At 43.4% G+C, this 24,664-nt stretch carries 21 protein-coding genes; 12 read left to right on the forward strand and 9 right to left on the reverse strand.

Annotated elements, in window-relative coordinates:
* Window positions 1-88: 88 nt before the first annotated feature.
* The 3 genes from R8O10_RS06150 to R8O10_RS06160 all read right to left on the reverse strand — a co-directional run bounded on the left by R8O10_RS06150 (window position 89) and on the right by R8O10_RS06160 (window position 2,807).
* The gene (locus R8O10_RS06150; RefSeq protein WP_005372963.1) at window positions 89-184 is read right to left on the reverse strand and encodes a MetS family NSS transporter small subunit; all 96 of its coding nucleotides are present in this window, start codon (window positions 182-184) and stop codon (window positions 89-91) included.
* On the reverse strand, window positions 181-1,647 hold the full coding sequence (locus R8O10_RS06155) for a sodium-dependent transporter (protein WP_005372966.1): 1,467 nt from the start codon (window positions 1,645-1,647) through the stop codon (window positions 181-183). The genes R8O10_RS06150 and R8O10_RS06155 overlap by 4 nt, the downstream gene beginning before the upstream one ends.
* A gap of 569 nt (window positions 1,648-2,216) precedes the next feature.
* Window positions 2,217-2,807, reverse strand: coding sequence for an outer membrane protein (locus R8O10_RS06160; RefSeq protein ID WP_047103413.1), 591 nt, complete (start codon window positions 2,805-2,807; stop codon window positions 2,217-2,219).
* Between the two features lie 127 nt (window positions 2,808-2,934).
* On the opposite strand from R8O10_RS06160, the gene R8O10_RS06165 reads away from it, so the two are divergent.
* Window positions 2,935-3,027 carry a YnhF family membrane protein gene (locus R8O10_RS06165; protein WP_005372970.1) on the forward strand — a complete coding sequence of 31 codons (93 nt, stop codon included), beginning with the start codon at window positions 2,935-2,937 and terminating at the stop codon, window positions 3,025-3,027.
* Between the two features lie 44 nt (window positions 3,028-3,071).
* Window positions 3,072-4,223, forward strand: coding sequence for a patatin family protein (locus tag R8O10_RS06170; protein ID WP_149192474.1), 1,152 nt, complete (start codon window positions 3,072-3,074; stop codon window positions 4,221-4,223).
* A gap of 108 nt (window positions 4,224-4,331) precedes the next feature.
* Here the strand turns inward: R8O10_RS06170 and pyk are convergent, their stop codons facing one another.
* Entirely contained in the window at window positions 4,332-5,774 is a 1,443-nt protein-coding gene (pyk, locus tag R8O10_RS06175) for a pyruvate kinase (protein WP_005372972.1), read from the reverse strand.
* 407 nt (window positions 5,775-6,181) lie between these two features.
* On the opposite strand from pyk, the gene R8O10_RS06180 reads away from it, so the two are divergent.
* Entirely contained in the window at window positions 6,182-7,399 is a 1,218-nt protein-coding gene (locus tag R8O10_RS06180; RefSeq protein ID WP_005385828.1) for an ROK family protein, read from the forward strand.
* A 363-nt stretch (window positions 7,400-7,762) separates the two neighbouring features.
* Entirely contained in the window at window positions 7,763-8,716 is a 954-nt protein-coding gene (locus R8O10_RS06185; protein ID WP_005372976.1) for a chemotaxis protein CheV, read from the forward strand.
* Between the two features lie 72 nt (window positions 8,717-8,788).
* Here R8O10_RS06185 and R8O10_RS06190 read toward each other — a convergent pair whose 3' ends face one another.
* The 4 genes from R8O10_RS06190 to R8O10_RS06205 form a co-directional block, all read right to left on the reverse strand.
* The gene (locus tag R8O10_RS06190; RefSeq protein ID WP_318191213.1) at window positions 8,789-11,863 is read right to left on the reverse strand and encodes an error-prone DNA polymerase; all 3,075 of its coding nucleotides are present in this window, start codon (window positions 11,861-11,863) and stop codon (window positions 8,789-8,791) included.
* Between the two features lie 27 nt (window positions 11,864-11,890).
* The gene (locus tag R8O10_RS06195; RefSeq protein ID WP_318191214.1) at window positions 11,891-13,294 is read right to left on the reverse strand and encodes a DNA polymerase Y family protein; all 1,404 of its coding nucleotides are present in this window, start codon (window positions 13,292-13,294) and stop codon (window positions 11,891-11,893) included.
* Window positions 13,295-13,298: 4 nt separating this feature from the next.
* Complete coding sequence (gene imuA, locus R8O10_RS06200; RefSeq protein ID WP_005372979.1) at window positions 13,299-13,991, reverse strand: translesion DNA synthesis-associated protein ImuA; 693 nt, start codon at window positions 13,989-13,991, stop codon at window positions 13,299-13,301.
* Between the two features lie 129 nt (window positions 13,992-14,120).
* Window positions 14,121-14,867, reverse strand: a complete 747-nt coding sequence (locus R8O10_RS06205; protein WP_005372980.1) for a YciK family oxidoreductase — start codon at window positions 14,865-14,867, stop codon at window positions 14,121-14,123.
* A gap of 254 nt (window positions 14,868-15,121) precedes the next feature.
* Here R8O10_RS06205 and sohB point away from each other — a divergent pair, with 254 nt between their 5' ends.
* The 8 genes from sohB (at window position 15,122) to R8O10_RS06245 (ending at window position 24,244) form a co-directional block, all read left to right on the forward strand.
* Window positions 15,122-16,183, forward strand: coding sequence for a protease SohB (gene sohB / locus R8O10_RS06210; protein WP_005385819.1), 1,062 nt, complete (start codon window positions 15,122-15,124; stop codon window positions 16,181-16,183).
* A gap of 208 nt (window positions 16,184-16,391) precedes the next feature.
* Complete coding sequence (gene cmk / locus R8O10_RS06215; protein ID WP_021033981.1) at window positions 16,392-17,072, forward strand: (d)CMP kinase; 681 nt, start codon at window positions 16,392-16,394, stop codon at window positions 17,070-17,072.
* A gap of 110 nt (window positions 17,073-17,182) precedes the next feature.
* Entirely contained in the window at window positions 17,183-18,853 is a 1,671-nt protein-coding gene (gene rpsA, locus R8O10_RS06220; protein WP_318191215.1) for a 30S ribosomal protein S1, read from the forward strand.
* 213 nt (window positions 18,854-19,066) lie between these two features.
* The gene (gene ihfB, locus R8O10_RS06225) at window positions 19,067-19,348 is read left to right on the forward strand and encodes an integration host factor subunit beta (protein WP_005385816.1); all 282 of its coding nucleotides are present in this window, start codon (window positions 19,067-19,069) and stop codon (window positions 19,346-19,348) included.
* Window positions 19,349-19,629: 281 nt separating this feature from the next.
* A complete protein-coding gene (locus R8O10_RS06230) occupies window positions 19,630-19,926 on the forward strand; it encodes a LapA family protein (RefSeq protein WP_005376663.1) in 297 nt (98 codons plus the stop codon).
* Window positions 19,927-19,944: 18 nt separating this feature from the next.
* Window positions 19,945-21,120 (forward strand): lipopolysaccharide assembly protein LapB, encoded by a 1,176-nt coding sequence (gene lapB, locus R8O10_RS06235; protein WP_005376665.1) that lies wholly within the window; start codon window positions 19,945-19,947, stop codon window positions 21,118-21,120.
* 84 nt (window positions 21,121-21,204) lie between these two features.
* The gene (pyrF, locus tag R8O10_RS06240) at window positions 21,205-21,906 is read left to right on the forward strand and encodes an orotidine-5'-phosphate decarboxylase (RefSeq protein ID WP_064368636.1); all 702 of its coding nucleotides are present in this window, start codon (window positions 21,205-21,207) and stop codon (window positions 21,904-21,906) included.
* A 499-nt stretch (window positions 21,907-22,405) separates the two neighbouring features.
* Entirely contained in the window at window positions 22,406-24,244 is a 1,839-nt protein-coding gene (locus R8O10_RS06245) for an extracellular solute-binding protein (RefSeq protein ID WP_017633867.1), read from the forward strand.
* 60 nt (window positions 24,245-24,304) lie between these two features.
* On the opposite strand, the gene R8O10_RS06250 is transcribed toward R8O10_RS06245, so the two are convergent.
* Complete coding sequence (locus R8O10_RS06250; protein ID WP_017821658.1) at window positions 24,305-24,544, reverse strand: hypothetical protein; 240 nt, start codon at window positions 24,542-24,544, stop codon at window positions 24,305-24,307.
* Window positions 24,545-24,664: the final 120 nt, after the last annotated feature.

Genomic DNA, 24,664 nt, shown 5'->3' on the forward strand with positions numbered 1-24,664 from the left:
CTTTAAAATACAAAACGCCCGATGAAGTACATCGAGCGTTTTAGTTAAAAAGTGTCAACCCATATCAGGACGGGTCAAACTTAACGTTTTATTGTTTATCCATGGCTCGCTTGATGCAAACGGCAGCGCCGCCCCAAGTGATACCTAAACCAATAACCATCATAATAATTGCGCTGATTGTCATTTTGCTGTCTCCTTGCGGTTCACTGCGTTGATCACTAGACCAAAGATAAAGAGTGCGGCGATAAGTGCCCAGCCTAAAGTTAGATCATAGCCACCGTAGCCTTCAGTAATTAGGGCGTATAGCTTGGTCGCTAAGATAATGGCGAGCATGATTGGTGTAACGAAGCGTAAGCAGATCTCGAACCATTGACCAACAGAGAAATCAGAGCGCTCGTTAACGTAATTACGTACTTCTGGCACGCGCTTCAATAGCCACGCCATCAAGACAATCTCAACCAGACCACCAACCATGATGCCAACGTTGTTTGCAAAGTGGTCTACTAGATCGAGTAGCAGCAGACCGCCATTGGTAGCAAACGCCATAGAGACAACGAAGCCAATACCAATCACAACATTTGCAGCTTTTTTACGGCTCCACTTCAGCTTGTCGATAATGGCTGAAGTTACGGCTTCCATAATTGAAATATGCGAACTTAGACCAGCAACCACCAGTGCAAAGAAGAACAGGGGACCAAGAATATATGGGGCAGGTAGTAGGTTAATTGCCGCAGGTAAAGTAACAAAAGCCAAGCCAACGCCTGCAGATACCACCTCTGTTAACGGCTTACCTTGCTCTTGAGCCATGTAACCCAATACTGAGAAGATCATGATGCCGGCTAGGATCGAGAAGCCACAGTTGATCAACACGGTCATAAACGCGTTATTCGTTATGTCCGACTTTTCTGGTAGGTAGCTAGAGTAAGCTAGCATGATGGCGAAGCCGATACTTAACGTAAAGAAGATCTGACCATATGCCGCTGCCCATACTTTCACATCCCAAATTTTGCTGAAATCGGGTTCGAACATGTAGTTCACGCCATCTAGAGCTCCTGGCAAGAAAATCATACGTCCGATTAAGAAAATCACCATCAAGAATAGGATTGGCATCATAATTTTAGATGCTCGTTCAATTCCTGATTTCACGCCTTTGGCAATAGCGGTGTAAGTAATTGCCCAAGCAATTACCATGGATAAAGCAATCTTCCATTGAATACTGCCTAAGTCTGTTGGTGAGTTGTCACCTAGCTTTAGGTATTCACTAAAGAAAAATGCGTTGGTATCGGTTCCCCAACCTTGAGTGAACGACAACCCAAAGTAAGAAATCGACCAACCGATAACAGCCACATAGTAAACGGCAATAACTGCAGCCACACCAACTTGGAACCAGCCAAGCCATTCAAATTTAGAATGAATTTTCGCAAGTGTTTTTGGTGCCGAGCCTCGGTATTTTTGTCCCATACTGAACTCAAGGATCATAAATGGAATACCGGCAGTGATCATGGCAAAAATGTAAGGAATAAAAAATGCGCCGCCACCGTTTTCATAGGCCATGTATGGGAAACGCCAAATGTTTCCCAAACCGATAGCAGACCCAACTGCTGCTAAGATGAATCCCGCCCGGGATCCCCATTGTTCTCGCTTCATATTTGACTCCTATAAGACTCCCTGAGGAATGAAGCTCTCTACGTAACACAGTAATAATTGCGCCAACAGTTGGAAGAAAGGACCGCTGTTATCCATCAGCTTTTCTATCCTTAATTCTAACTTCTTATAATTTTATAGAGCTATATTCTGGCTACTGTAAGAGAAAGTAGATTATTAATCTTAAAATTTTGATGTGTGTTTGATAAAACTGAAATATTTATCTGTTTTCACTGATCAGACTAACTTCTAATAATACTTAGCGCAATAGAATCTAAATGTTAATTCAGATGCGTTGTCTGGTTTTAATCTTGTTAAATTTGAGTTTGATTGTGGTTTTGTGTGGGTGGGTGGTTGTTTGTCTGGAATAAATGACTGGGATCTAATAATTGCTTTGGTATTTAAGACTATTTTGATTAATTAGGGCGTACGGCTATCTTTTGTGCACCTATCTAGATGATGCTTCGTTACTTTGCCAAACAATGGTGTTTAGACGATATCCTTTATCGGCTCTGTGCAGGACTCGTTCAGCGTTCTTTGTGACGAGCCCTACAGAGGAACATGCATAAAAATTAGAAGCGGAAACTAAAACCAACATTTGATTGGAATTGGTTCATCCAATCAGTATCGAACTTAATGATACAGTTTGAGCCGTCATTAGGTAGATTACAGGCGCCAGATGTATCGTTATCAACGACCGTTCCTAACCATCTCAGTTGGGCTGTTAATGCAAAGTTCTTTGAAAATTCATATTCCAGCCCTGCAAAAGCGCTAGCCGAAAATCCGTATTTTTTGTCTACCCAATCCACATCGGCATAAGAAGCGCCCAAACCTACACCGATATAGGTTTGCCAATTTTCTGCGACAGGATAGTACATGCTGCTTTGGAAGTGCAGATAATGGATATCTGCTGAGTTGGACAGCTTTTCAAGTTCCGTCGATTGATTGGAGTAAAACAATCCGATCCTTCCTTTTTCTAAGGGAGTCTCGACTGAAAGAGCGTAGTTCACTGCGGGGTCGAGATCGTATGTATTACCACTTTCATCCTCTACTTGGCCGCCTCCTGTATAGCCTATGTATGGTGTAACGATGATATTCGCTTGTGCATTGATAGCAGTACTCATCATCATGATTCCTACTAGCCAGCTGAGTTTTTGGTTCATGCCCTATCTCCTTATTATGACTAAGCTAATTGTGATGGGTTAGTCAAAATTGCGCGACTAAATTAAGCAAATCTTGAACATATTTCACACCGGTGTTATTAATTTGTTACATATTAAGGAGGTGTTTATGGAACACGATCTAAAATCCGCATTAATCATTGTGGTGACTGTTTTTGCAGTGCTTTTGTCATTTGGCATCATTGCTATTACAACAGCTTAAGATAACCACTTTTACCAAACGTTTTAACAAAATGGCGTGAGCCTATGATACGTAACAGCGGTATAATCACAGAAAGCCATGCAGAGCTTGATGTAAAAGTTTATGAGCAATTTAGGCATGGTAAAACTGCTTTAGTCACGCAAGGTGGAGGGCAGAGAGGGATTTTTACCGCTGGCGTTTTAGACGCCTTTTTACTTTCCAACTTCGATCCTTTCGATGAATTCTATGGCACCTCTGCCGGAGCACTTAACTTATGTTCTTACTTGTGTCGTCAACATGGCATGGGCAAAGCTTTTATTACCGAGCTGACAACGTCTCCTGAATTTTTTAATCTGTTTCGCTATATCCGAAAGCAGCAGTACTTAGGTTTAGAGTGGGCATTAGAACGGATTCAAGATTTCCCATACAAGCTTGACCTTGATTTAGGTCGCAGTGCATTGGGAAAACGAGGGGCGTTTGCTGCGGTAACGAATATAGAGACGCTATCAGATCAATATCTACCAATCTTGGATGACTCGTGGTTTAACACTATGCTAGCGACATGTGCGATTCCCAAGTTATATCACGGACCTGTCGACGTAAATGGCAATAAGTTTGTGGATGGCGGCGTGTCTGCCTCTATCCCTGTTCAAGAAGCGTGGCGTCAGAATGCTCGCAACATTATTGTCATTCGCACAGAGCCGTTTTCAGAGATTGAAGCGAGAGCCCAAAGTGAGGTGGGGGATGTGCCTGTCGAATGGTATCGGGAGTCTATCAACTCAGTACAGCAATCATGGCAGCAAAAAGTGAATCAGTGGAAGCTGGATTGGGCGTCGTTCTTCCAACAAAAAATTAATGCAGCACATCAATCGAAGCTTGCAGGGAAAATGCTGTTAAATGGAGGTCGTTGGTTGTTCGGTGCCGATAACTTGTATCGTTTAAGTCATCTGATTGGTGAGAATTTTGATTCAGGTTTAGCCGACATGCTGATGATTCATTATCAAACATTTGAGCTCACTCAGGCCTTTATATCTGCTCCACCTGACGACACTTTTATTTTACAAGTTGCGCCTAAAGAGGGACTTCGTTCTTCTTCTTTGTTAAGTGACCAAGAGTCACTAGAGCATGACTATCAACTTGGGCTTCAAGCTGGGTTTAACCTAGTTCAACTCTATGACCAGCTGGATGTTGAAATTGATGGTAGAGAGAGTGCATAAACCTTCTTACGTTCACGATGTGCGCAATATACAAAGCATATAAATAAGGCTCCATTTTCGGAGCCTTATTTGCGGGTTCTTGTGGTTAACTCCGGTTAGGTATAACTACTACGCTTGTAGAATGCGCATGCAGTTGGTTGAGCCAACAACATCCATTACATCGCCTTGTGTAATAATGACTAAATCACCTTTGTGCAAGAACCCTTGCTCTTTAAGGCTAGTAATCGCTGCTTGAGCCGTTGGTAAACCCGCATCACTTTTTGACTCGAAATATACAGGTGTCACGCCTCGGTATAATGCTGCTCGATTTAGTGTCGATTCATTCCGTGATAAGGCAAATATTGGCAAGCCAGAGCTTAAGCGAGACATCATCAACGCAGTCCTGCCGGACTCAGTTAACGAGATCATCGCTTTAATTCCTTCCATGTGATTCGCAGAGTACATGGTTGCCATTGCGATGGTTTCTTCAGCGGTTTCGAAGGTTCTATCTAAGCGATAGGTTGATAGACTTGCCTCCGACATTTTTTCTGCCCCCACACATACTTCGGCCATGGATTTGACCGTTTCTACAGGATATTTACCTGCAGCGGTCTCTCCAGAAAGCATCACCGCGTCAGTGCCGTCTAGAACCGCATTGGCCACATCCATCACTTCAGCACGCGTTGGCATTGGGCTAGTAATCATGGACTCCATCATTTGTGTCGCAGTAATCACGATACGGTTTAAACTGCGTGCGCGGCGAATCAGTTTTTTCTGGACACCTATGAGCTCAGGGTCACCGATTTCTACACCAAGGTCACCACGTGCAACCATCACTACATCGGATGCGAGAATAATGTCGTCAATAGACTCATTGGTCGCGACGGTTTCTGCTCGTTCGACTTTAGCCACTAACATGGCTTCAAGGCCTGCATCTCTGGCTAAGCGTCGAGCGTAATGCATGTCTTCGCCGTTACGCGGGAATGAAATAGCAAGGTAGTCTACTTGAATTGCTGCGGCGGTAAGAATGTCGGCTTTATCTTTCTCTGTGAGCGCATCGGCTGACAATCCGCCGCCTTTTTTGTTGATCCCTTTATTGTTGGACAGTGGACCACCGACAATCACACGGGTATGAACTTTATTACCCTCTACTTTGGTAACTTGCAGCTGAACGCGTCCATCATCGAGTAATAAAATGTCATTTGGTGAAACATCTTGCGGTAGTTCTTTATAATCTAACCCTACAGATTCTTGATTGCCTTCACCTTTTGGTAAATCACTATCTAATGTGAATTTATCGCCCACATTCAAAATGACTTGGCCGTCTTTAAACGTTGATACACGGATTTTAGGGCCTTGTAAATCACCAAGAATTGCAACCTGACGCCCAAGTCTTGCTGCAATGGTACGGACTTTGTTCGCACGTTGAATGTGGTCTTCACTGGTTCCATGTGAAAAATTCATACGGACAACGTTTGCACCGGCTTTGATGATCTCCTCAAGTATATTGTCCTTATCCGTTGAAGGACCCAGCGTAGTGACAATTTTTGTTCGTCTTAATTTGGAAGTCATAGATTCTCCGATGAATGTGTGTGTAAAGGTAACTTGAACTCTATCCTTACTTTACGCAATCGCTCTCAAGGTTAGCCTCGCTTAGCCCACACCTTAAAGCTACTTGAATATAAGTATATGCACAGAATGTTTACATTAAGAGTAACCCCGGTAAAACAGACAGATATTCGACAGGCAATGGCCTTATTGATAAAAATGCGCTGCTTTAAAGGCACTACTTCATAATTTAGTGAATAAAAATAAGTTATTTTTCAAACAATTTAACAGGAGTAGATTCTTCGTTATTTGATTGAATACACAAACAAACAGGTTTATACGTGATGCTTGTCACGGGGATTTATTAATTCACTTCACAATTAGTTCGCAAAGTAAAAAAATTGTCCCGTTATAGAATTTCGGAGTGCAAGATGTACATGGCTCAACCGGGCCATATTGATCATATCAAACAGGTCAATGCTGGTCGTGTATATAAACTAATTGACCTAAAAGGTCCTATTTCTCGAATTGATTTGTCCAAGCAGAGTGAGCTTGCTCCTGCTAGTATCACCAAAATCACTCGAGAATTAATTGAAGCGCACTTGATTCATGAAACGACAGTACAAGAAGCGACGAGTCGTGGTCGACCTGCTGTCGGTTTGCAGGTCAATAATGAAGGCTGGCAATTTTTGTCAATGCGTTTGGGGCGGGGTTATTTAACCATTGCTTTGCATGAGTTAGGCGGTGATGTACTGATCGATACTAAAATCGAGATACACGAGCTTGACCAAGACGATGTGCTTGAGCGCCTGCTTTACGAAATTGATGAATTTTTTCAGACTTACGCGGATCAACTGGATCGGGTTACCAGTATTGCCCTTACACTGCCTGGTCTCGTGAACTCAGAGCAAGGTGTCGTTTTGCAGATGCCTCATTACAATGTCGAAAATCTTGCTCTTGGACCAGAGATATACAAAGCAACAGGCTTGCCAGTTTTCATTGCCAATGACACGCGAGCTTGGGCATTAGCAGAAAAGCTTTTTGGTCATTCTCAAGATAATGACAACTCCGTTCTTATCTCTATCCACCACGGTTTAGGTGCGGGCATCATTCTGGATGGGCGCGTTTTGCAAGGCCGTCACGGTAACATTGGTGAACTCGGGCATATTCAAATTGACCCAAATGGAAAACGTTGTCATTGCGGCAATATTGGCTGTTTGGAAACCGTTGCCAGTTCTCAAGCAATTCGTGAAGAAGTCGTAAGACGAATCGCTGATGGCGAAGACTCTATTCTTGCTAAACAAGAGGAAATGAGTATTGAGAGCATTTGTGAAGCCGCTGCAAACGGTGATCCTTTGGCCGTCGATGTGATTGAAAAACTTGGACGCTACTTAGGCTCTGCAATTGCTATTGTGATCAACTTATTTAACCCTGAGAAAATCTTGATCGGTGGTGTGATTAACCAAGCAAAAGATGTGCTTTATCCTGCGGTTCGTCGATGTATCGAAGAGCAGAGTTTACCTGTTTATCACCAAGATCTTGAGCTGGTGGAGTCTCGTTTCTATAAGCAAGCCACAATGCCTGGTGCCGCGTTGATTAAGCAAGCGTTGTACGATGGTCAACTATTGATGAAGGTTGTGGAAGGTTAAGTACTTTTTAACATGATGATGTGCCTGGCTGTTGAGACTGCATTTGTAGGTGATTTAGGGTGAGACTTAACGGCTCACCCTTTTTGATCGCCTATTACTAGAAAGGGAATTTGAGTTATGTTGCATTGCTATATCTGCGCCATTCATGTAATTTCCTAAAAAGCTCAAGTAAATAAACAAAATGGCTTTCAATGTGCTGCGTGACTTTGCGTCTGATGCAAAGAGAAGTAATACGCTAAAACTGTTGTACTTTAAAGCTGTGCTCGAAAAGCCAAATATTTTAAGGTTATTTGGTTATATAACCTTGCTGTGTCTGTACTGATTTCGAGTAAAATAAGAATTATCCATAATTTAGGTAGTAGTATGTCCGGAGTGTTAAATACGGTTGACCAGCGTACAAACTTGGTTGGTGAAAATCGACTAGAGCTTCTGCTGTTCACTTTAAATAGTCGCCAATTATTTGCGATTAATGTGTTCAAAGTGAAAGAGGTCATCAAGCTTCCACCGTTAACTAAGCTCCCTGGATCGCACTACAATATTCGTGGGGTTGCTTCTCTACGAGGTGAAGCGGTACCAGTGATTGATTTACGAGGCGCAATTGGTTTTCCTGCTTTACGTGGTGAAGCGGAAGAAGAAAATTTGATCGTGACAGAGTACAACCGCACGGTGCAGGGCTTCTTAGTCGGTCCGGTTAAAAACATTATTAATACGGCATGGACTGAAATTCAGCCGCCTCCTTCCACGTCTGGTCGCTCGAATTACCTCACGGCTATCACGCAAATCAAAGAAGGGGATGCCTCTCAAATTGTCGAAATTATTGACGTTGAAAAAGTTTTAGCAGAGATCGTGCATTACGACGTGACTATTTCGGAGGACATTCTCGATCAAGAACTGGCCCAAGCAATGGTCGGGCGTAATGTTCTGATTGTGGATGATTCCTCTACAGCTCGTAATCAAGTTCGCGATACGCTTTCTCAATTGGGTATGAATATCATCGAGTGTCGTGACGGGCTAGAAGCGTTAACGGTTTTAAAACGTTGGTGTGATGAAGGTAAAGATGTAGAAAAAGAGCTGTTGATGATGATTACGGATGCTGAAATGCCTGAAATGGACGGTTATAAACTGACCCATGAAGTGCGCCAAGACCCACGTATGTCTAAGTTGTTTATCACATTGAACACTTCTCTGAGCGGTAGTTTTAATGAAGCCATGGTACAAAAAGTAGGCTGTGATCGCTTTATATCTAAATTCCAACCGGATCTGCTGGTTGAAGTTGCTCAAGACCGATTACGCCAGATGCTTTCTAAAAGTGCATGATTAGATCTAGTGAAATCAGAGGGAGCGCACCTCTCTCTGATTTTTAACATCTCTCTCCTTAATTCCTCTGTACTAATGGAAATCCCGAGACTTACTTTGTAGATTGTTCAAGTAGTGCGTGCAATCAATCAACTTACCAGCAATAACGTGCGTGACTTCTCCCTCTCTTTCAAGAATGCCTTTCACCATTAATACTTTAGCGCCTAAATACGCTTGCTTTTGGGCTCGTGCTGTCGCTTGCCAAACGACCACATTAATGTTGCCCGTGTCATCTTCTAACGTAAAAAATGTCACGCCAGCGGCGGTGCCTGGAGATTGTCTTCCTGTTACCACACCTACCACTGTGACCAGTGACTTATGCGGTTTCTCTGTCAGTTGCCTCATGCGGGTAAAGTGAGGGAGTTTGCCCGTTTCTTCTAATAATTTAATTGGATGGCGGCTAAGAGATAGTCCCGTGCTTGCGTAATCCTCAATTAAATTTTCATATTCAGAAGGTTGAGTCTGGTAGCTAACATTGGGTTCTTCGACCTTGTGAAACAATGGTAGGTCAGATAAGGAATCCATTGCTGCCCAGCGAGCGTTATAACGATTTCCCGATAAGGCCTGAAATGCATTGGCTGAAGCCAATAATTCAATGTCACTTCGGCTTCTTAATATCTGCTTTACTTCTTGAATCGATCGGTAACCATTAAGTGGTTTGCGCTCAATAAGCCTTTGTGCGCTTTCTGCGTTAAAGCCTTTCACCAAGCGAAAACCAAGTTGCACGCCGAGCCTGCCATTCGGACGTGAGACGAGATGATGTTGATATTTTGAATGATTGACGCACACCGGCAATACTTCGACGCCATGTCGGCGAGCATCTTGTACTAATTGCGATGGGCTATAAAATCCCATTGGTTGGCTGTTCAACAATGCAGTGTAAAATTCGGCTGGGTAATAATATTTTAACCATGCAGAACAATATGCCAGCACTGCGAAAGACGCTGAATGACTTTCAGGGAAGCCGTACTCACCAAAGCCGCAAATCTGATCGAAAATGCGCTCAGCAAACGCTAAGTCATAACCTCTCTCTTGCATACCATTGATCAGTTTTGGTCTGAATTTAGCGAGATCGCCATTCTTTTTCCATGATGCCATTGCTCGACGGAGTTGATCGGCCTCGCCGCCGCTAAACCCTGCGGCTACCATGGCTAGCTTGATGACTTGCTCTTGGAAAATAGGGACGCCCATAGTCCGCTCAAGAACGCTTTTTACTTCTTCCGATGGATAACTGACAGGCTCTTTGTGATCTCGTCGTTTTAAAAAAGGATGCACCATATCACCCTGAATAGGGCCTGGACGAACAATTGCAATTTGAATCACTAAGTCGTAATAACAAGCAGGCTTTAGGCGAGGAAGCATGCTCATTTGTGCACGAGATTCTATTTGGAATACGCCTATCGTGTCAGCTTTTTGGATCATGCGATACACGTGTGGATCATCTTGTCGGCGAGTGATTTCGGAAATAGAGAGGGATCGCTGGTGATGTTTCTCGACCAGCTGAAAGAACTTTTTGATGGCGTTTAACATGCCGAGTGCGAGCACATCGACTTTTAGTAGCTTCAAGCTTTCTAAATCGTCTTTATCCCATTGAATGATAGTGCGATCTTCCATCGAGGCATTTTCAACAGGTACCAACTCATATAAAGGGCCAGATGAAATTACAAAGCCACCTACGTGCTGAGATAAATGGCGTGGGAAGCCAATGATCTCGTTGACCAATTGGATAAACTGCTGCCCTTTGAGAGATTCTGGTTGTAAGCCCAGTTCAATAATTTGAGCTTGCCAGCCTTGGCTGCGATCTCGGCGATTAACGTTCTTAATGAAAAAATCTAATTGGGTCTCTTCAATCCCTAGTGCTTTACCGACTTCACGCACGGCACTTTTAAAGCGATAGCTGATCACTGTTGCAGCAAGTGCTGCACGCTCACGGCCATATTTTTTGTAAATATACTGGATAACTTCTTCACGGCGCTCGTGTTCAAAGTCCACATCAATATCCGGCGGTTCCTTACGTTCTTTACTGATAAATCGTTCGAATAAGACAGCGATTTGTCGAGGATCGACGGCGGTAATTTCCAGGCAATAACACACCACAGAGTTTGCAGCGGAACCTCGCCCTTGGTAAAGAATGCCTTGCTGTTTCGCGAACATTACGATGTCGTGAATAGTAAGGAAGTAGTAGTGGTATTTCAGCTCTTGAATAAGCGCCAGTTCATTCTCGATGGTTTGATTGACTTCTGCTGGCACGCCTTCAGGAAAACGCAGCCTTTTACCACGTTCGACCAACATACGTAAGTAAGAGTCGGGTGTATAACCATCTGGGATCAGCTCGGTAGGATATTCGTATTTTAAATCGGAGAGCTTAAACTCGCATAAATCGGCGATGTAAGTACTTTCTTCCAGCCATTCTGGTTTGTAAATCCGAATCAACTTTTTAAAAGGACGAAGCGCTCGCTCAGTATTCGAAATACGGTCAAAACCGAGTTTATCGACGCTACACCCATGCTTTATAGCAGTAAGTACATGCTGTAATGGCAAGCGTTCAACATCATGCATGAGAACGCCTCCGCAGGCAGTTATAGGTAATTGAAATTCATGTGCTAACTGCTCGCAGTGCGCAATGTACTCAGTATCGTTGTTACTCAAATGGCGCTGAATCGCTACCCACAAACGATTAGCGTGGTGTTGATTGAGCCAGCGCCCCCAATAGTGATCACTCTCTTGATGTGTGGGCAGCCACAATACCAAACAATGTCGAACCGACATCAAATCCCATTCGAACAGTTGATAGTTGCCTTTTTCACTGCGTCTCCTTGCGTTTGTGATGATACGACACAACTCGGCATAAGCCTTGCGACAAGGGCAAAGCAGTACGATTTGGCATTCATCATTTAACCAAAACATACTTCCAACGATTTGTTTGATATCGAGTTTATGTTGTTCGATGGTCGCATGGGCTTTGACAACGCCCGCGACTGAACATTCATCCGTTATAGCTAGAGCTTGATAGCGATAGAAAGCAGCTTGGAGTACCAGCTCTTCTGCATGAGAAGCCCCAGTCAAAAAAGAGAAGTTAGACTGACAAAATAGTTCCGCGTAACTCATAATGACCCAACAAAAATAACTGTCGATTTAACAAAAATAGCCATGAAGAAACCAGTGCTTGTGCTGATCGCGAAATATCCATAACCAGCGGCCTTGCTTGGTGTGTGCAATGTAGTAATCACGCATGATCTCATCACCATCCCACCACCCAGAAACTATTCGCTCAGGTCCGTGGACCAAAGAAACTTGTTCTTGCAATACAATGGGAGTCGGTAATTGTATTGCGGGGCGTAGTATGGATGGTATGGCGTGCCCCTTTTCATCCGGAGCATCAGCAGGGCGATACTGACTGGCCTTTTCTGGTCTAGGATCGCAAGCAATATTGGGTTTTAAAACGGCACTTTTTCCCAATTTAGCTTGCAGTAAAGAGAGCAGCTCTAAAGCATTCATGTTTCCTTTCTGCCCAGCAAAGAGATCGCGTGATGCACTAAGAGGCTCACCTTGACGGATGACTTTTAACGTTAGCCCTGTGACTGGGCCATTAAGCGAGAGTGATTCTAAGCTTAAACTCGCTAACTGTTGCCAACGCTGACATAGGTAATCACCTTGCGCAGAAGTGAGCTGAAGGTGTTGCTCTTGTTTCTCACGCTGGTGGAGTGTTAAACACAGTTCAAAAGCAACCTTATCTCTTAATTTAAGAAAGGTTTCGAGTTGACGAAGTAATTTGGCCAACGGCTTTTCAATCCACTGAACGTTTTCGATCTCAAACAAGAGCTCTAAATAAACTTGGAAGGATTCGGTAGGGTGATAAAAGTCGACAGGGTGTTTAAACTGCCCAGTCAGTCGACCAACGTAGTTCACCAAATCGATATCAAAGCGTCGTGCGATGTCTTGCAATGGCAGTTCAAGCAGGTTTTGCAATGTGGTGACGCCTACACGTTGTAACTTCTCTACTGTAGCGCTTGATAAATCTGCCAGTGTTAACGGTAATGGTGATAGGACTTTTTGTATGGCAGATTTGTCTTCACTGATGACGTTCGCTCCTGATATTGCCATCAATTTGGCAGCAAAAGGCGAAAAACCACATCCGAATTGAAAACTCAGTTTCAGCTCCGATAAGTGAGCTCTGACTTTATTCCAATAGTTTTCAAGCCCTTCATACAGAGCGAGCATTGGAGTAGCACGCAGTAAAATACCTTGGTTTGGCATCAACACAACGTCAGATGTGATCAAATACAACCACTGGGCTACCTCTTGTAATTTATTTAATTCGGTTTGTGGATGATAAGGATGCACTTGTAAATCTCGACACAAGGACGCAGCACTGCCTAAGCACATACCAGGCTTAATGCCTTGTTGTTCGGCAATCTCGTTGTATTGAAGAATCTGGCAACGTTGGCTTTCGACAATCACCACGGGTTGTTCTTGGTTATCACCAAAGAGTGCGTCTAGCTGCAGGCGAGGGAAGTGTAAGTAAATCCACAGAGACATATCACTAACCTTGGTTCGCCAGTGGGAAATTGACCACAGTCGAGTGCACAGTTTCAGATGATGGTTTCACCAGTTGCGGGTAATGGTGTTGGAATCCGATACTAACGCTACCTCTATTCCAGCCTCCTTTCCTTTTCAGCACTTCAACATGAATCCCTTGCTCGTCGCCTTTCAGTTTTAAACTGAGTGACACAGGCAAAGACAAGCGGTTGATAGTATCTGTTTTAAGCATAAAGAGAGGGCAAGTACCTTGTTCACTCGCTACCTGTAAGCGTTTCACTTGATGTATTTCAAGCTCTTCTTGCCATAACAAAACATTACTGCATACCCCACTTTTCAGACATTGCTCTGCAGCCCAAAGAGCGTCTTTGGGGTGAGTTGGAGTAACGACCCACACTTGGTTTATATCCAACCCGATGTAGTGTAAAAACAGAGAATTCACTAGCGCAGGTGGTTGAATAAATGCGGTCATACCATTGGTCTGAGTGGCTTTTAAATAGGGAGCGAGCAAACGCAATTCACCAATACTACCAATAGATTCCATCTCCACTACGCCATGAGGTGGAAAGCCTCCGCCGAGCAAATCATCTAATTCAGAAAAACCGGAACTAGTCTGCAACTGCTGAGGATCTGCTTTCGTTAAATTTGCTTGCCAAACAAGGTGTTGGCTTTTTAAGTTCTGAATAATATCTTGCATAATAAATACCTGTATATACATACAGTATATTTCTGTGGGAGAAAGTCGCAAGATTTTTATGAAGAGAGAAATGAAAAAAGGCAGCGTTTGCTGCCTTTTCAATCGATTATGTGAGGTAACCTGAATGAGTTATTTACGCTTCGGTTGAGCGTCGATGCACTGACCGTTCACATCGGTAACCGCAGGATCCATTAAGTGCAAATATAGCGGCATGATATCCAGTGGCGTTTTGAGAGTATTCGCATCTTCACCCGGATATGCTTTTTCACGCATGCGAGTACGAGTGGCACCAGGGTTAATTGCGTTAACGCGGATCGGTGTATCACTCAGCTCGTCAGCTAAAACTTGCATCATGCCTTCTACGGCAAATTTAGAGATAGCGTATGGCCCCCAGAATGCGCGGCCAGAGTGGCCTACGGTTGAAGAGGTAAAGATAATACGCCCAGCTTCTGATTTACGCATCACAGGCAGTAATGCTTGAGTCATTAGCACTTCGGCTTTCACGTTGATCTGCATGATATCGTCGAAGTCTTCCTCTTTGATTTGATCAAATGGACACAGCGAACTCAAGACACCTGCGTTGTGTAATAGACCATCCAAGCGACCAAACTGTCCTTCGATTGTCTCTGCCATATCAATGTAATTCTGCTGAGTTGCACCCTTGAGATCCAATGGAATGATAGCAGCTTGTGGATAGCCAGCAGCTTCAATCTCATCATAGATAGATTCAAGGTTTTGCACATTTCTACCCAAGAGAATAACAGTTGCACCGTGCTCGGCATAAGAAAGCGCGGCTTGACGGCCGATGCCATTACCAGCGCCAGTAACAAGAATGACTTTACCTTTTAGAGCATCAGCTGAAACGGAGTAGTTCACGGCGATAAATCCTTATTATTGTAAGAGGGTCCATGATAGTTAATTGACGCTAAAAAACGCCTGTTTCTCAATGGAAAATCTTGGTAATCGTGACAAGATGGTTACAATACACCAATTCATGTGTTATACCAATTCCAGAACTTTCGTTAGGTATGCTATCAATCAGAACAAGTGGTTACAAACCGCGCTGCCTTCTCGCTGATGTTTCTGCGTAACATACTAACGTCATCTGAAATGAGATAAAGGAGCTCTCGTTGGAATTTTTATTAGATTATGGTCTGTTTCTGGCCAAAATTATCACGGTGGTTGCTGCGATAATTGTTCTGCTCATTATTGCAAAATCGGCTGGTGGCAAATCGGGTGCGGCGAAAGGGGAGTTAGAGATTACCAACCTTTCAGAGCAACACAAACAATCTGTTGAGCAGTTAGAGCATCATTTGCATGACGATGCTTTCATCAAGGCTCGAGATAAAGCCGTCAAGAAAGAAGAAAAAGAGAAGAACAAATCTCGCGAGAAAGAAATCAAACAAGCGAGCAAAGACGGTTCATTAGATAGCAAGCGTGAACCACACCTATTTGTTCTTGATTTCAACGGTAGCATAGACGCAAAAGAAGTCGCGTCTCTACGTGAAGAAATCACCGCTATTTTGGCTGTCGCACGTGAAGGTGATGAAGTGTTACTTCGCTTAGAGTCTGGCGGTGGTATGGTTCATGGTTACGGCCTTGCCTCTTCTCAACTGGACCGAATCAAAGCTGCGGGTCTTCCTCTGACCATCTCTGTTGACAAAGTTGCGGCAAGTGGCGGTTACATGATGGCATGTGTAGCAGATAAAATTGTTTCTGCACCATTTGCAATTGTGGGTTCTATTGGCGTTATCGCACAGATTCCTAACTTCAACAAACTGTTGAAGAAACATGACATTGAGTACGAACAACTAACAGCGGGTGAATATAAACGCACGCTAACGATGTTCGGTGAGAATACCGATAAAGCGCGCGATAAGTTTAAGCAAGAACTTGAAGAAACACATGTCTTGTTTAAAGACTTCATCCGTGAGCGTCGTCCTAGTTTGGACCTAGACAAAGTAGCCACTGGTGAGCACTGGTTCGGCACACAAGCGAAAGAGCTTGGTTTGGTGGATGACATTAGTACATCTGATGATATCGTTGTTGCGGCATGCAAAGATAAAACTGTACTTTCTGTGCATTATGTACAAAAGAAAAAACTGGCCGACAAGCTAGCAGGTGTGGCGGGTAAAGTCGCTGATAGTGTGATTTTAAAGTTAGCTGAGCGTGGTCAAAAGCCGATTGTTTAATCGAGCTTAAGTTCATGACATTTAAAACGGCGAGGGCGGAAGCTCTCGCCGTTTTTGTTGAACTTTATGTTTATTGATGAATCCAATTACGCATTAGGTGTAATGCTTTACACGACATTTTTCCTCGCTCCAAAGACTGATTACCCGTATAATGTGCGCCTCGAAAACCGAGCAAATTGCTGAAAAGAAACTATTGGTGGAGAAGAACATGTCCTCTCAAACTCCGGTTGTAACCGTAGATGGACCTAGTGGTGCAGGTAAAGGCACTTTATGTATGTTGCTGGCGAAAAAGTTGGGTTTCCAACTCTTAGATTCTGGCGCAATTTATCGTGTACTTGCACTCGCTGCGATTCACCACGGTGTCGACACCGAGTCAGAAGATGCTCTTGTCCCACTAGCAACACACCTAGACGTTCAATTTATCGCGGAAGGTGACTTAGTTAAGGTCATTCTAGAAGGCGAAGATGTGTCAGGGGAGCTTCGTAAAGAAGAAACGGGTATGGCAGCATCTAAAGTTGCGGCTTTGCCACGTGTTCGTGAAGCATTACTACGTCGTCAGCGTGCATTTGAGACCGCTCCGGGTCTGGTTGCTGATGGTCGTGATATGGGCACAATTGTATTCCCGAGTGCGCAAGCAAAAATCTTCCTTGATGCGAGTGCTGAAGAGCGTGCAAATCGACGCCTTAAACAGTTGCAAGAGAAAGGGTTAGATGTTAGATTTGCTGACCTTTTAAGCGAGATCCAAGAGCGTGACGACCGAGATCGTAACCGCCCAGTGGCGCCATTACGCCCTGCTGAGGATGCGCTTGTGCTAGATTCTACGTCGATGACTATCGACGAAGTAGTAGAAAAGGCACTACAATATATCGAATCGAAGCTAGCTGAGTAATAATACTCGACTAGGCTAAGAGCGTTGGTCGCAAGGATGATGACTGGCGAATTTAATAACCCCATGCGGTAGGATACCCGTGGAAGTTTAATTTATTGAAGATTAATTAAATGACTGAATCTTTTGCTCAACTCTTTGAAGAGTTTCTAAACGAAACAGAATTCCAACAAGGCAGCATCGTTAAAGGTACTGTAGTAGCTATCGAGAACGGTTTCGTTCTTGTTGACGCTGGTCTTAAGTCTGAATCTGCTATCCCTGCTGAACAGTTCAAGAACGCTGCTGGCGAACTTGAAGTTGAAGTTGGCGCTGAAGTAGACGTAGCTCTAGACGCTGTTGAAGATGGTTTCGGTGAAACTCAACTTTCTCGTGAGAAAGCTAAGCGTCACGAAGCTTGGATCGTACTTGAGAAAGCTTACGAAGAAGCTGAAACTGTTGTTGGTATCATCAACGGTAAAGTTAAAGGCGGTTTCACTGTTGAACTAAACGGTATCCGTGCTTTCCTTCCTGGCTCTCTAGTAGACGTACGTCCAATCCGCGACACTGCTCACCTAGAAAACAAAGAGCTAGAGTTCAAAGTTATCAAACTTGACCAAAAACGTAACAACGTAGTTGTTTCACGTCGTGCAGTTATCGAATCAGAGAACAGCGTTGAGCGTGACGAGCTTCTAGAAACTCTACAAGAAGGTTCTGAAGTTAAAGGTATCGTTAAGAACCTTACTGACTACGGTGCGTTCGTTGACCTAGGTGGCGTTGACGGTCTTCTACATATCACTGATATGGCTTGGAAGCGCGTTAAGCACCCATCTGAAATCGTTAACGTTGGTGACGAGATCCAAGTTAAAGTTCTTAAGTTCGACCGTGAGCGTACTCGCGTATCACTAGGTCTTAAGCAACTAGGCGAAGATCCATGGGTAGCAATCGCTAAGCGTTACCCAGAAGGTCACAAACTAACTGGTCGCGTAACTAACCTAACTGACTACGGCTGCTTCGTTGAAATCGAAGAAGGCGTTGAAGGTCTAGTTCACGTTTCAGAAATGGATTGGACTAACAAGAACATCCACCCTTCTAAAGTTGTTAATGTTGGCGACGAAGTTGAGGTTATGGTTCTTGAAATCGACGAAGAACGTCGTCGTATCTCTCTAGGTCTGAAACAGTGTAAAGCTAACCCATGGCAGTCATTCGCTGAAGCACAAGCTAAAGGCGACAAAGTTACTGGTAAGATCAAGTCTATCACTGACTTCGGTATCTTCATCGGTCTAGAAGGCGGCATCGACGGTCTAGTTCACCTATCTGACATTTCTTGGAATGTTGCTGGCGAAGAAGCTGTACGTGAGTACAAGAAAGGCGACGAGATCTCTGCAGTTGTTCTAGCAGTAGACGCTGAGCGTGAGCGCATCTCTCTAGGCATCAAGCAAATGGAAAATGACCCATTCAATGCTTACGTTGCTGACAACAAGAAAGGTGTTCTAGTTAACGCTACTGTAACTGCTGTTGACGCTAAAGGCGCTACTGTTGATATCGCAGAAGGCGTTGAAGGTTACATCCGTGCTTCTGAAGTATCACGCGATCGCGTAGAAGATGCTTCTCTAATCCTAAGCGCTGGTGATGTTGTTGAAGCGAAGTTCACAGGTGTAGACCGTAAGAACCGCGTAATCAACCTATCTATCAAAGCTAAAGACGAAGCTGACGAGCAAGAAGCAATGGCATCTATCAACAAGCAAGATGACAATGCATTCGGTAACGCAATGGCTGACGCTTTCAAAGCTGCTAAAGGCGAATAATATACTCGCTTAAGCAAAAAAGGAGCCGCAAGGCTCCTTTTTTATATTTGGTCATATTTAAGTAGTAATACTAATGACAGTAAACTATCTTAATAAAAGGCATTTCTTCATTGCGCATTTTGCATAAAATTTGTCTAGAATTGTCAGCAAGTGTTTGTTGGAATTAGTATTACTTACTATAATAAGTGATAAAGATACTCAAAGAGGGCAACTATGACTAAGTCTGAACTGATTGAAAGACTCTGCGCTGAGCAAACACACTTATCAGCGAAAGAGGTAGAGGATGCTGTAAAAGATATTTTAGAGCACATGGCCTCTACACTAGAGAGCGGTGACCGTATCGAGATCCGTGGCTTTGGTAGTTTTTCTCTTCATTACCGCGAGCCTCGCGTAGGTCGTAACCCTAAAACGGGCGATAAAGTGGAATTGGAAGGTAAATACGTTCCACATTTCAAACCTGGTAAAGAACTTCGTGAGCGTGTAAATATTGGTTAATGCACTCTTATTAGTTTGAAAAAAGCGGCATACGTTTGTGTATGCCGCTTTTTTGTAATGTATCCAAGTTAGTCATACATCCAAGATCGTTTACTAATCTAATTGTGGATTCAGCTGTTTTCTTTGCTGCTTTCTATACCCAAATAACTTTAACTTCTAAGCATGTCTACAAACTAAGCATCTTGAGGTTACTTGGGTATAGATTATTGCTAATATACGTAGTCTGAAGAAGCATTTTCCTGCATAATCTTACCGACTTACTCCTAGAAGGGTGATGTAACATGAAAATTATAAAAATCGTTGCTGTTTTAGCTCTCTTTTTAATTGCATTGGCGTTAGGTTCCCAAAACCAAGAGCTCGTGACTTTTAACTATCTTCTAGCAAAAGGAGAGTTCCACTTATCTACGCTATTAGGTGTAGTATTTGTGGTTGGCTTTGCTTTAGCGTGGGTTATATTTGGTAGCATCCAACTGAAAACTCAGCTACAGGTCCGTCGTTTAAAGAAAAAACTGAAAAAGTACGAACCAACTGAATCAAACAACGCTGCTGATAAGCCAGCCATTGAAAAACAGGCATAAGGATAAGGCTTAACTTTAATGCTTGAACTACTCTTCTTGTTGTTGCCTATAGCTGCTGCGTATGGCTGGTATATGGGGCATCGCAGCGCTCAGCAAGACAAGCAGAAGCAATCTCATCAAATCTCTCGTCAGTATATGACGGGTCTTAATCTGCTGCTCTCTGACCAATCAGATAAGGCTGTCGATCACTTTATTGAATTGCTCCAAGTTGATAACGAGACCATCGATACTCACCTTGCGTTGGGTAACCTGTTCCGGTCTCGTGGTGAAGTCGACCGCGCAATCAGAATTCACCAAAATCTTATTTCTCGTTCAGGCTTAACACTGGACCAAAAGAACCTCGCCCTTCAACAGTTAGCGAAAGACTACATGGTCTCTGGTTTTCTTGATCGTGCAGAGAAAATCTTCGAACAGTTAGTCGAAGAGCCAGATTACAAAGAGGCGGCTCTTCAACAATTAGTGACCATTTATCAGCAAACACGAGAATGGGAAAAGGCGATTTATTACGCGAACCAATTGGCTAAGTTAGGTAATAAACGCTCAAGGATGCGTGCAAATATTGCCCATTTTTGGTGTGAAATAGCCATGCTCGACCAAGCTGATGGGAATACTAATAAGGCAATACAGCATTTTAAAAAAGCGTTAGCGGAAGACCCGAAGTGTGTTCGAGCAAGTATTGCTTTGGGACGAATTTATCTAGAGTCTGAAGACTATAAGCACACCATCAAATATCTGACAGGGGTACTTGAGCAAGATAAAGACTTTATCAGTGATGTCTTGCCAACTATTGCAGAATGCTATCATCATCTGGGTCAGGAAGATGAACTTGTCGAGTTTCTGCGAGCTTGTATTGATAAGAAAGCAGGCGTATCAGCCGAGTTGATGTTGGCTCAATTAGTTGCTCATCACGAGAACGTTGGGGCTGCTCAAGAGTTACTGACGAAACAATTGCTGAAAAACCCAACCATGAAGGGCTTCTACCGTTTAATTGACTACCACATTGCAGAAGCAGAAGATGGTCGAGCGAAAGACAGCCTATCAACACTACAAGCGATGGTGGGTGAACAGTTAAAAGTGAAACCACATTACCGATGCCGGAAGTGTGGATTTTCTACCCATTCCCTTTATTGGCATTGTCCGTCCTGTAAAGGATGGGGGACGATCAAGCCAATCCGCGGATTGGATGGTGAATAATTCTTAATGCAGCTGGCAGAGTTTCTGTCCGCTGCATTTTTTTAACTTTTTATTTAATAAGAACCAAAACAGTTAGGAGATGAAATGATCGACCAAAAAGTTATTGTCGCACTGGATTATGATAACCAAGCAGATGCACTTGCGTTTGTAGATAGAATTGATCCTGCGTCATGCCGACTAAAAGTTGGCAAGGAGATGTTTACGCTATTTGGTCCTGATTTTGTACGTGAACTCCATAAACGTGGTTTCTCGGTATTCCTAGATTTAAAATTTCACGATATTCCAAACACCTGCTCGAAAGCAGTTCGCGCTGCGGCTGAAATGGGTGTATGGATGGTGAACGTACACGCGAGCGGTGGTGAGCGTATGATGACGGCATCACGTGAAATTCTTGAACCATATGGTAAAGATCGTCCACTTCTTATCGGTGTAACGGTACTAACCAGTATGGAACAAAGTGATTTAGCTGGTATTGGTTTGAATGTTGCGCCTCAGGAGCAAGTGATTCGTCTAGCAACCTTGACCAAAAACGCAGGCTTAGATGGTGTCGTATGTTCAGCGCAAGAGTCCTCACTACTGAAGAGCGAACTAGGCCAAGGATTTAAATTAGTGACCCCTGGTATTCGACCTGCTGGCTCAGAACAAGGTGATCAACGCCGTATCATGACGCCAGTAGACGCTATCCAATCAGGTTCAGATTATCTTGTGATTGGTCGCCCTATCACTCAAGCGTCAAATCCTGCAGAAGTGCTGAAGTCGATCAATGAGAGCTTATCTAACATGTAAGCACTGTCTCGATTGTATGGAGAAAAGTGAGGCTAAGATGCCTCACTTTTTACATCGAATGAAAATACTAATCGCGGTAAACAACCATTCCTTTTAACCAGCTATGTCTGATCATTTACTCGCTTTAACTGGTATATCGGGGCCAATTGAGATAAAGGTTCTGCGGTTTATTCTGAGTAAAGTAGGGCTTGGTACTATGCCGATCACACTTTTGTAACATAACTCACTGTGATGCCTCGAAAATGCAACCATGTGTTATTGATGGCTTGCGTTACAAATGTCTAAAGAATACTATGGCGAAGATGCATTCACTGCGTTGTAAGGTCTAGGATGACCTAGTGAAACTCTTTGAAATTAATATAGAAGCTGGCAGGACGTCACTTCATATTACGTTCCTATTATTTCCTATCTGCGTATTTTAAATCGCAGCTTTCTGTGAGCTTTCACACGCTGTCTTCCTTGTTACGACCTTAGTGCGCAAACACAACAAGGAAGAAACATGACTAAAAAACTGCCATTTTCAGTACTAGCAACACTGACCGCTGCCAGTTTTCAACTGAGTGCGGCAGAATTGCCAGCCGATATCGAATGGATTTCAAACAACAACGAACCTCTATTTGCCTCTGAAGAGGCGGTACGAGGTGGCACCTATCGCACTTACATTCAGAGCTTTCCGCAAACATTACGAAGTGTTGGTCCAGATGCGAACTCAGGTTTGCGCCAATACTTAATGGATGGTTCACCAAAACTGGCTCAGCGTCATCCAAATACTGGCAAATGGATCCCTCAACTTGCTAAGTCATGGGCATTTGGAGAGGACAACAAAACCGTATTCTTTAAACTCGACGAAACGGCCGAGTGGTCAGATGGTGAAAAAATTACAGCAGATGATTACGTCTTTATGATGAAGTACTACACGTCAAAAGACATTATCGACCCGTGGTATAACGACTTCTTCACAAACAGTATTGTGAGTGTTGAAAAAATTGATGACTACACGATCAAAGTCAATCTTGCTGTAGCTCAAAGTCATGACTCACTTATGGTTATGATTAACATGCCAAGTAATGGTTTTCAGCCTCGTCCTGAACACTTCTTTGAAGGAGAAAAGGACGCAAATAACGATGGCATGCCTGATAACTTCGTCAGAAAGTTTAACTTTAAATCTGAGCCAACCGCAGCGCCTTACTACATTGATCAAGTGAAGAAAGGTAAGAGCGTGACATTCAAACATGTCGGTGAAGATTGGTGGGGATACAACAACCGCTACTATAAAAACCGTTATAACGTTGAAAAGGTTCGCATTAAGGTAATTCGCGATCCTGATATTGCCATGAAGCACTTTGAGAAAGGCAACTTAGACTACTTTGAGATGGTGCTACCAAGCTTTTGGCATGACAAAACCAATAGTGATGTGTACAAAAAAGGCTATATCCAAAAGTACTGGGGCTTTAACGAAGCACCGCAAGGAGCTGGTGGTCTTTGGATGAACACAGCGATGCCTATGTTGGATAACCTAGAAGTGCGTAAAGGTGTTATGGCAGCCACTGACTATGACGGCATGATTGAAAACATCATGCGTGGAGATTATTCACGTAAACCGCATGGACTCGGCTTTGGTCATGGCGAATACGATGATCCTAACAATACACCGCCAAAGTTTGATGCTGATGCGGCGGTTAAACACTTCGAAAAAGCGGGCTTTGATAAAGTGGGCGCAGATGGTATTCGTGTTAACGACAAGGGCCAACGCTTGAGCTTTGCTATCACCTACGGATACAACTCTTGGACACCGCGTATTGCATACCTGAAAGAGCAAGCGAAACTTGCTGGTCTTGAGTTCACGTTAAACTTGGTGGATGGCTCATCTGCGTTTAAATACATTCTTGAGAAAAAGCATCAGCTAGCGTTTTTGAATATGGGCTCTGGTGAGATCCCTGCGTATTGGGAATACCTACACTCGGATAATGCAAATCGACCACAAACGAATGCTCACACCAACTACAGCAGCCCTGAGCTAGACAAGTTAATTGAAGCGTATGATTCTGAGTTTGATCAGGAGAAGCGTTACGACTTGTCGCATCAAATCCAAAACTATGTCAGCAAAGCGAATATCATCGTTCCTGGCTACATGGTGCCTTATTCTCGAGTTGCTCATTGGCGCTGGGTTAAAATTCCTAAAAACGGCATGACAAAAGCGACAGAATGGGTGCTTCATCCAATGGATATCGGTAATTTCTGGATTGATAACCAAGTAAAAGAAGAGACAGAAGAAGCGATGGACGAGGGTAAAACCTTCCCAGAATTAACGGTAATTGATGATCGTTACAAATTGTAAATCAGTAGTTTAGATAGAAAATGATAGCCCCGGTAATGAATTTTATCGGGGCTTTCTTTTTTACTTAACAAGGTAAGACACTTCTAAAAGGTAGGTTTTTGCATCACCAAGCAAAGAGAACGCTTTATCGATGGTTTTAAATCGATCATCAAGCGAGTCGCTGGATATCAGCTGGCTGAATGTTTGCAACGAGAAAGCTTCGTTTGCTTTGAAGAACTGATGTACGTTTTCAAGCTGCACTTTATGAATATGCTCCACCTTATTTAGGGCGGTGGTTAAATCGGAAATGTTAATCGACATTGCTACTCGGGAACCTTATCAACAAGACCTATATGAGGTCATAGAGTGGGGTTTTATATTTTGCGACAGAGAGTAACACCGAAGAGCAATTTATAGTCTGATGAAGATCAATTTGCCTTA

The sequence above is a fragment of the Vibrio sp. 1727 genome, from assembly GCF_033344415.1.
Lineage (GTDB): Bacteria > Pseudomonadota > Gammaproteobacteria > Enterobacterales > Vibrionaceae > Vibrio > Vibrio alginolyticus.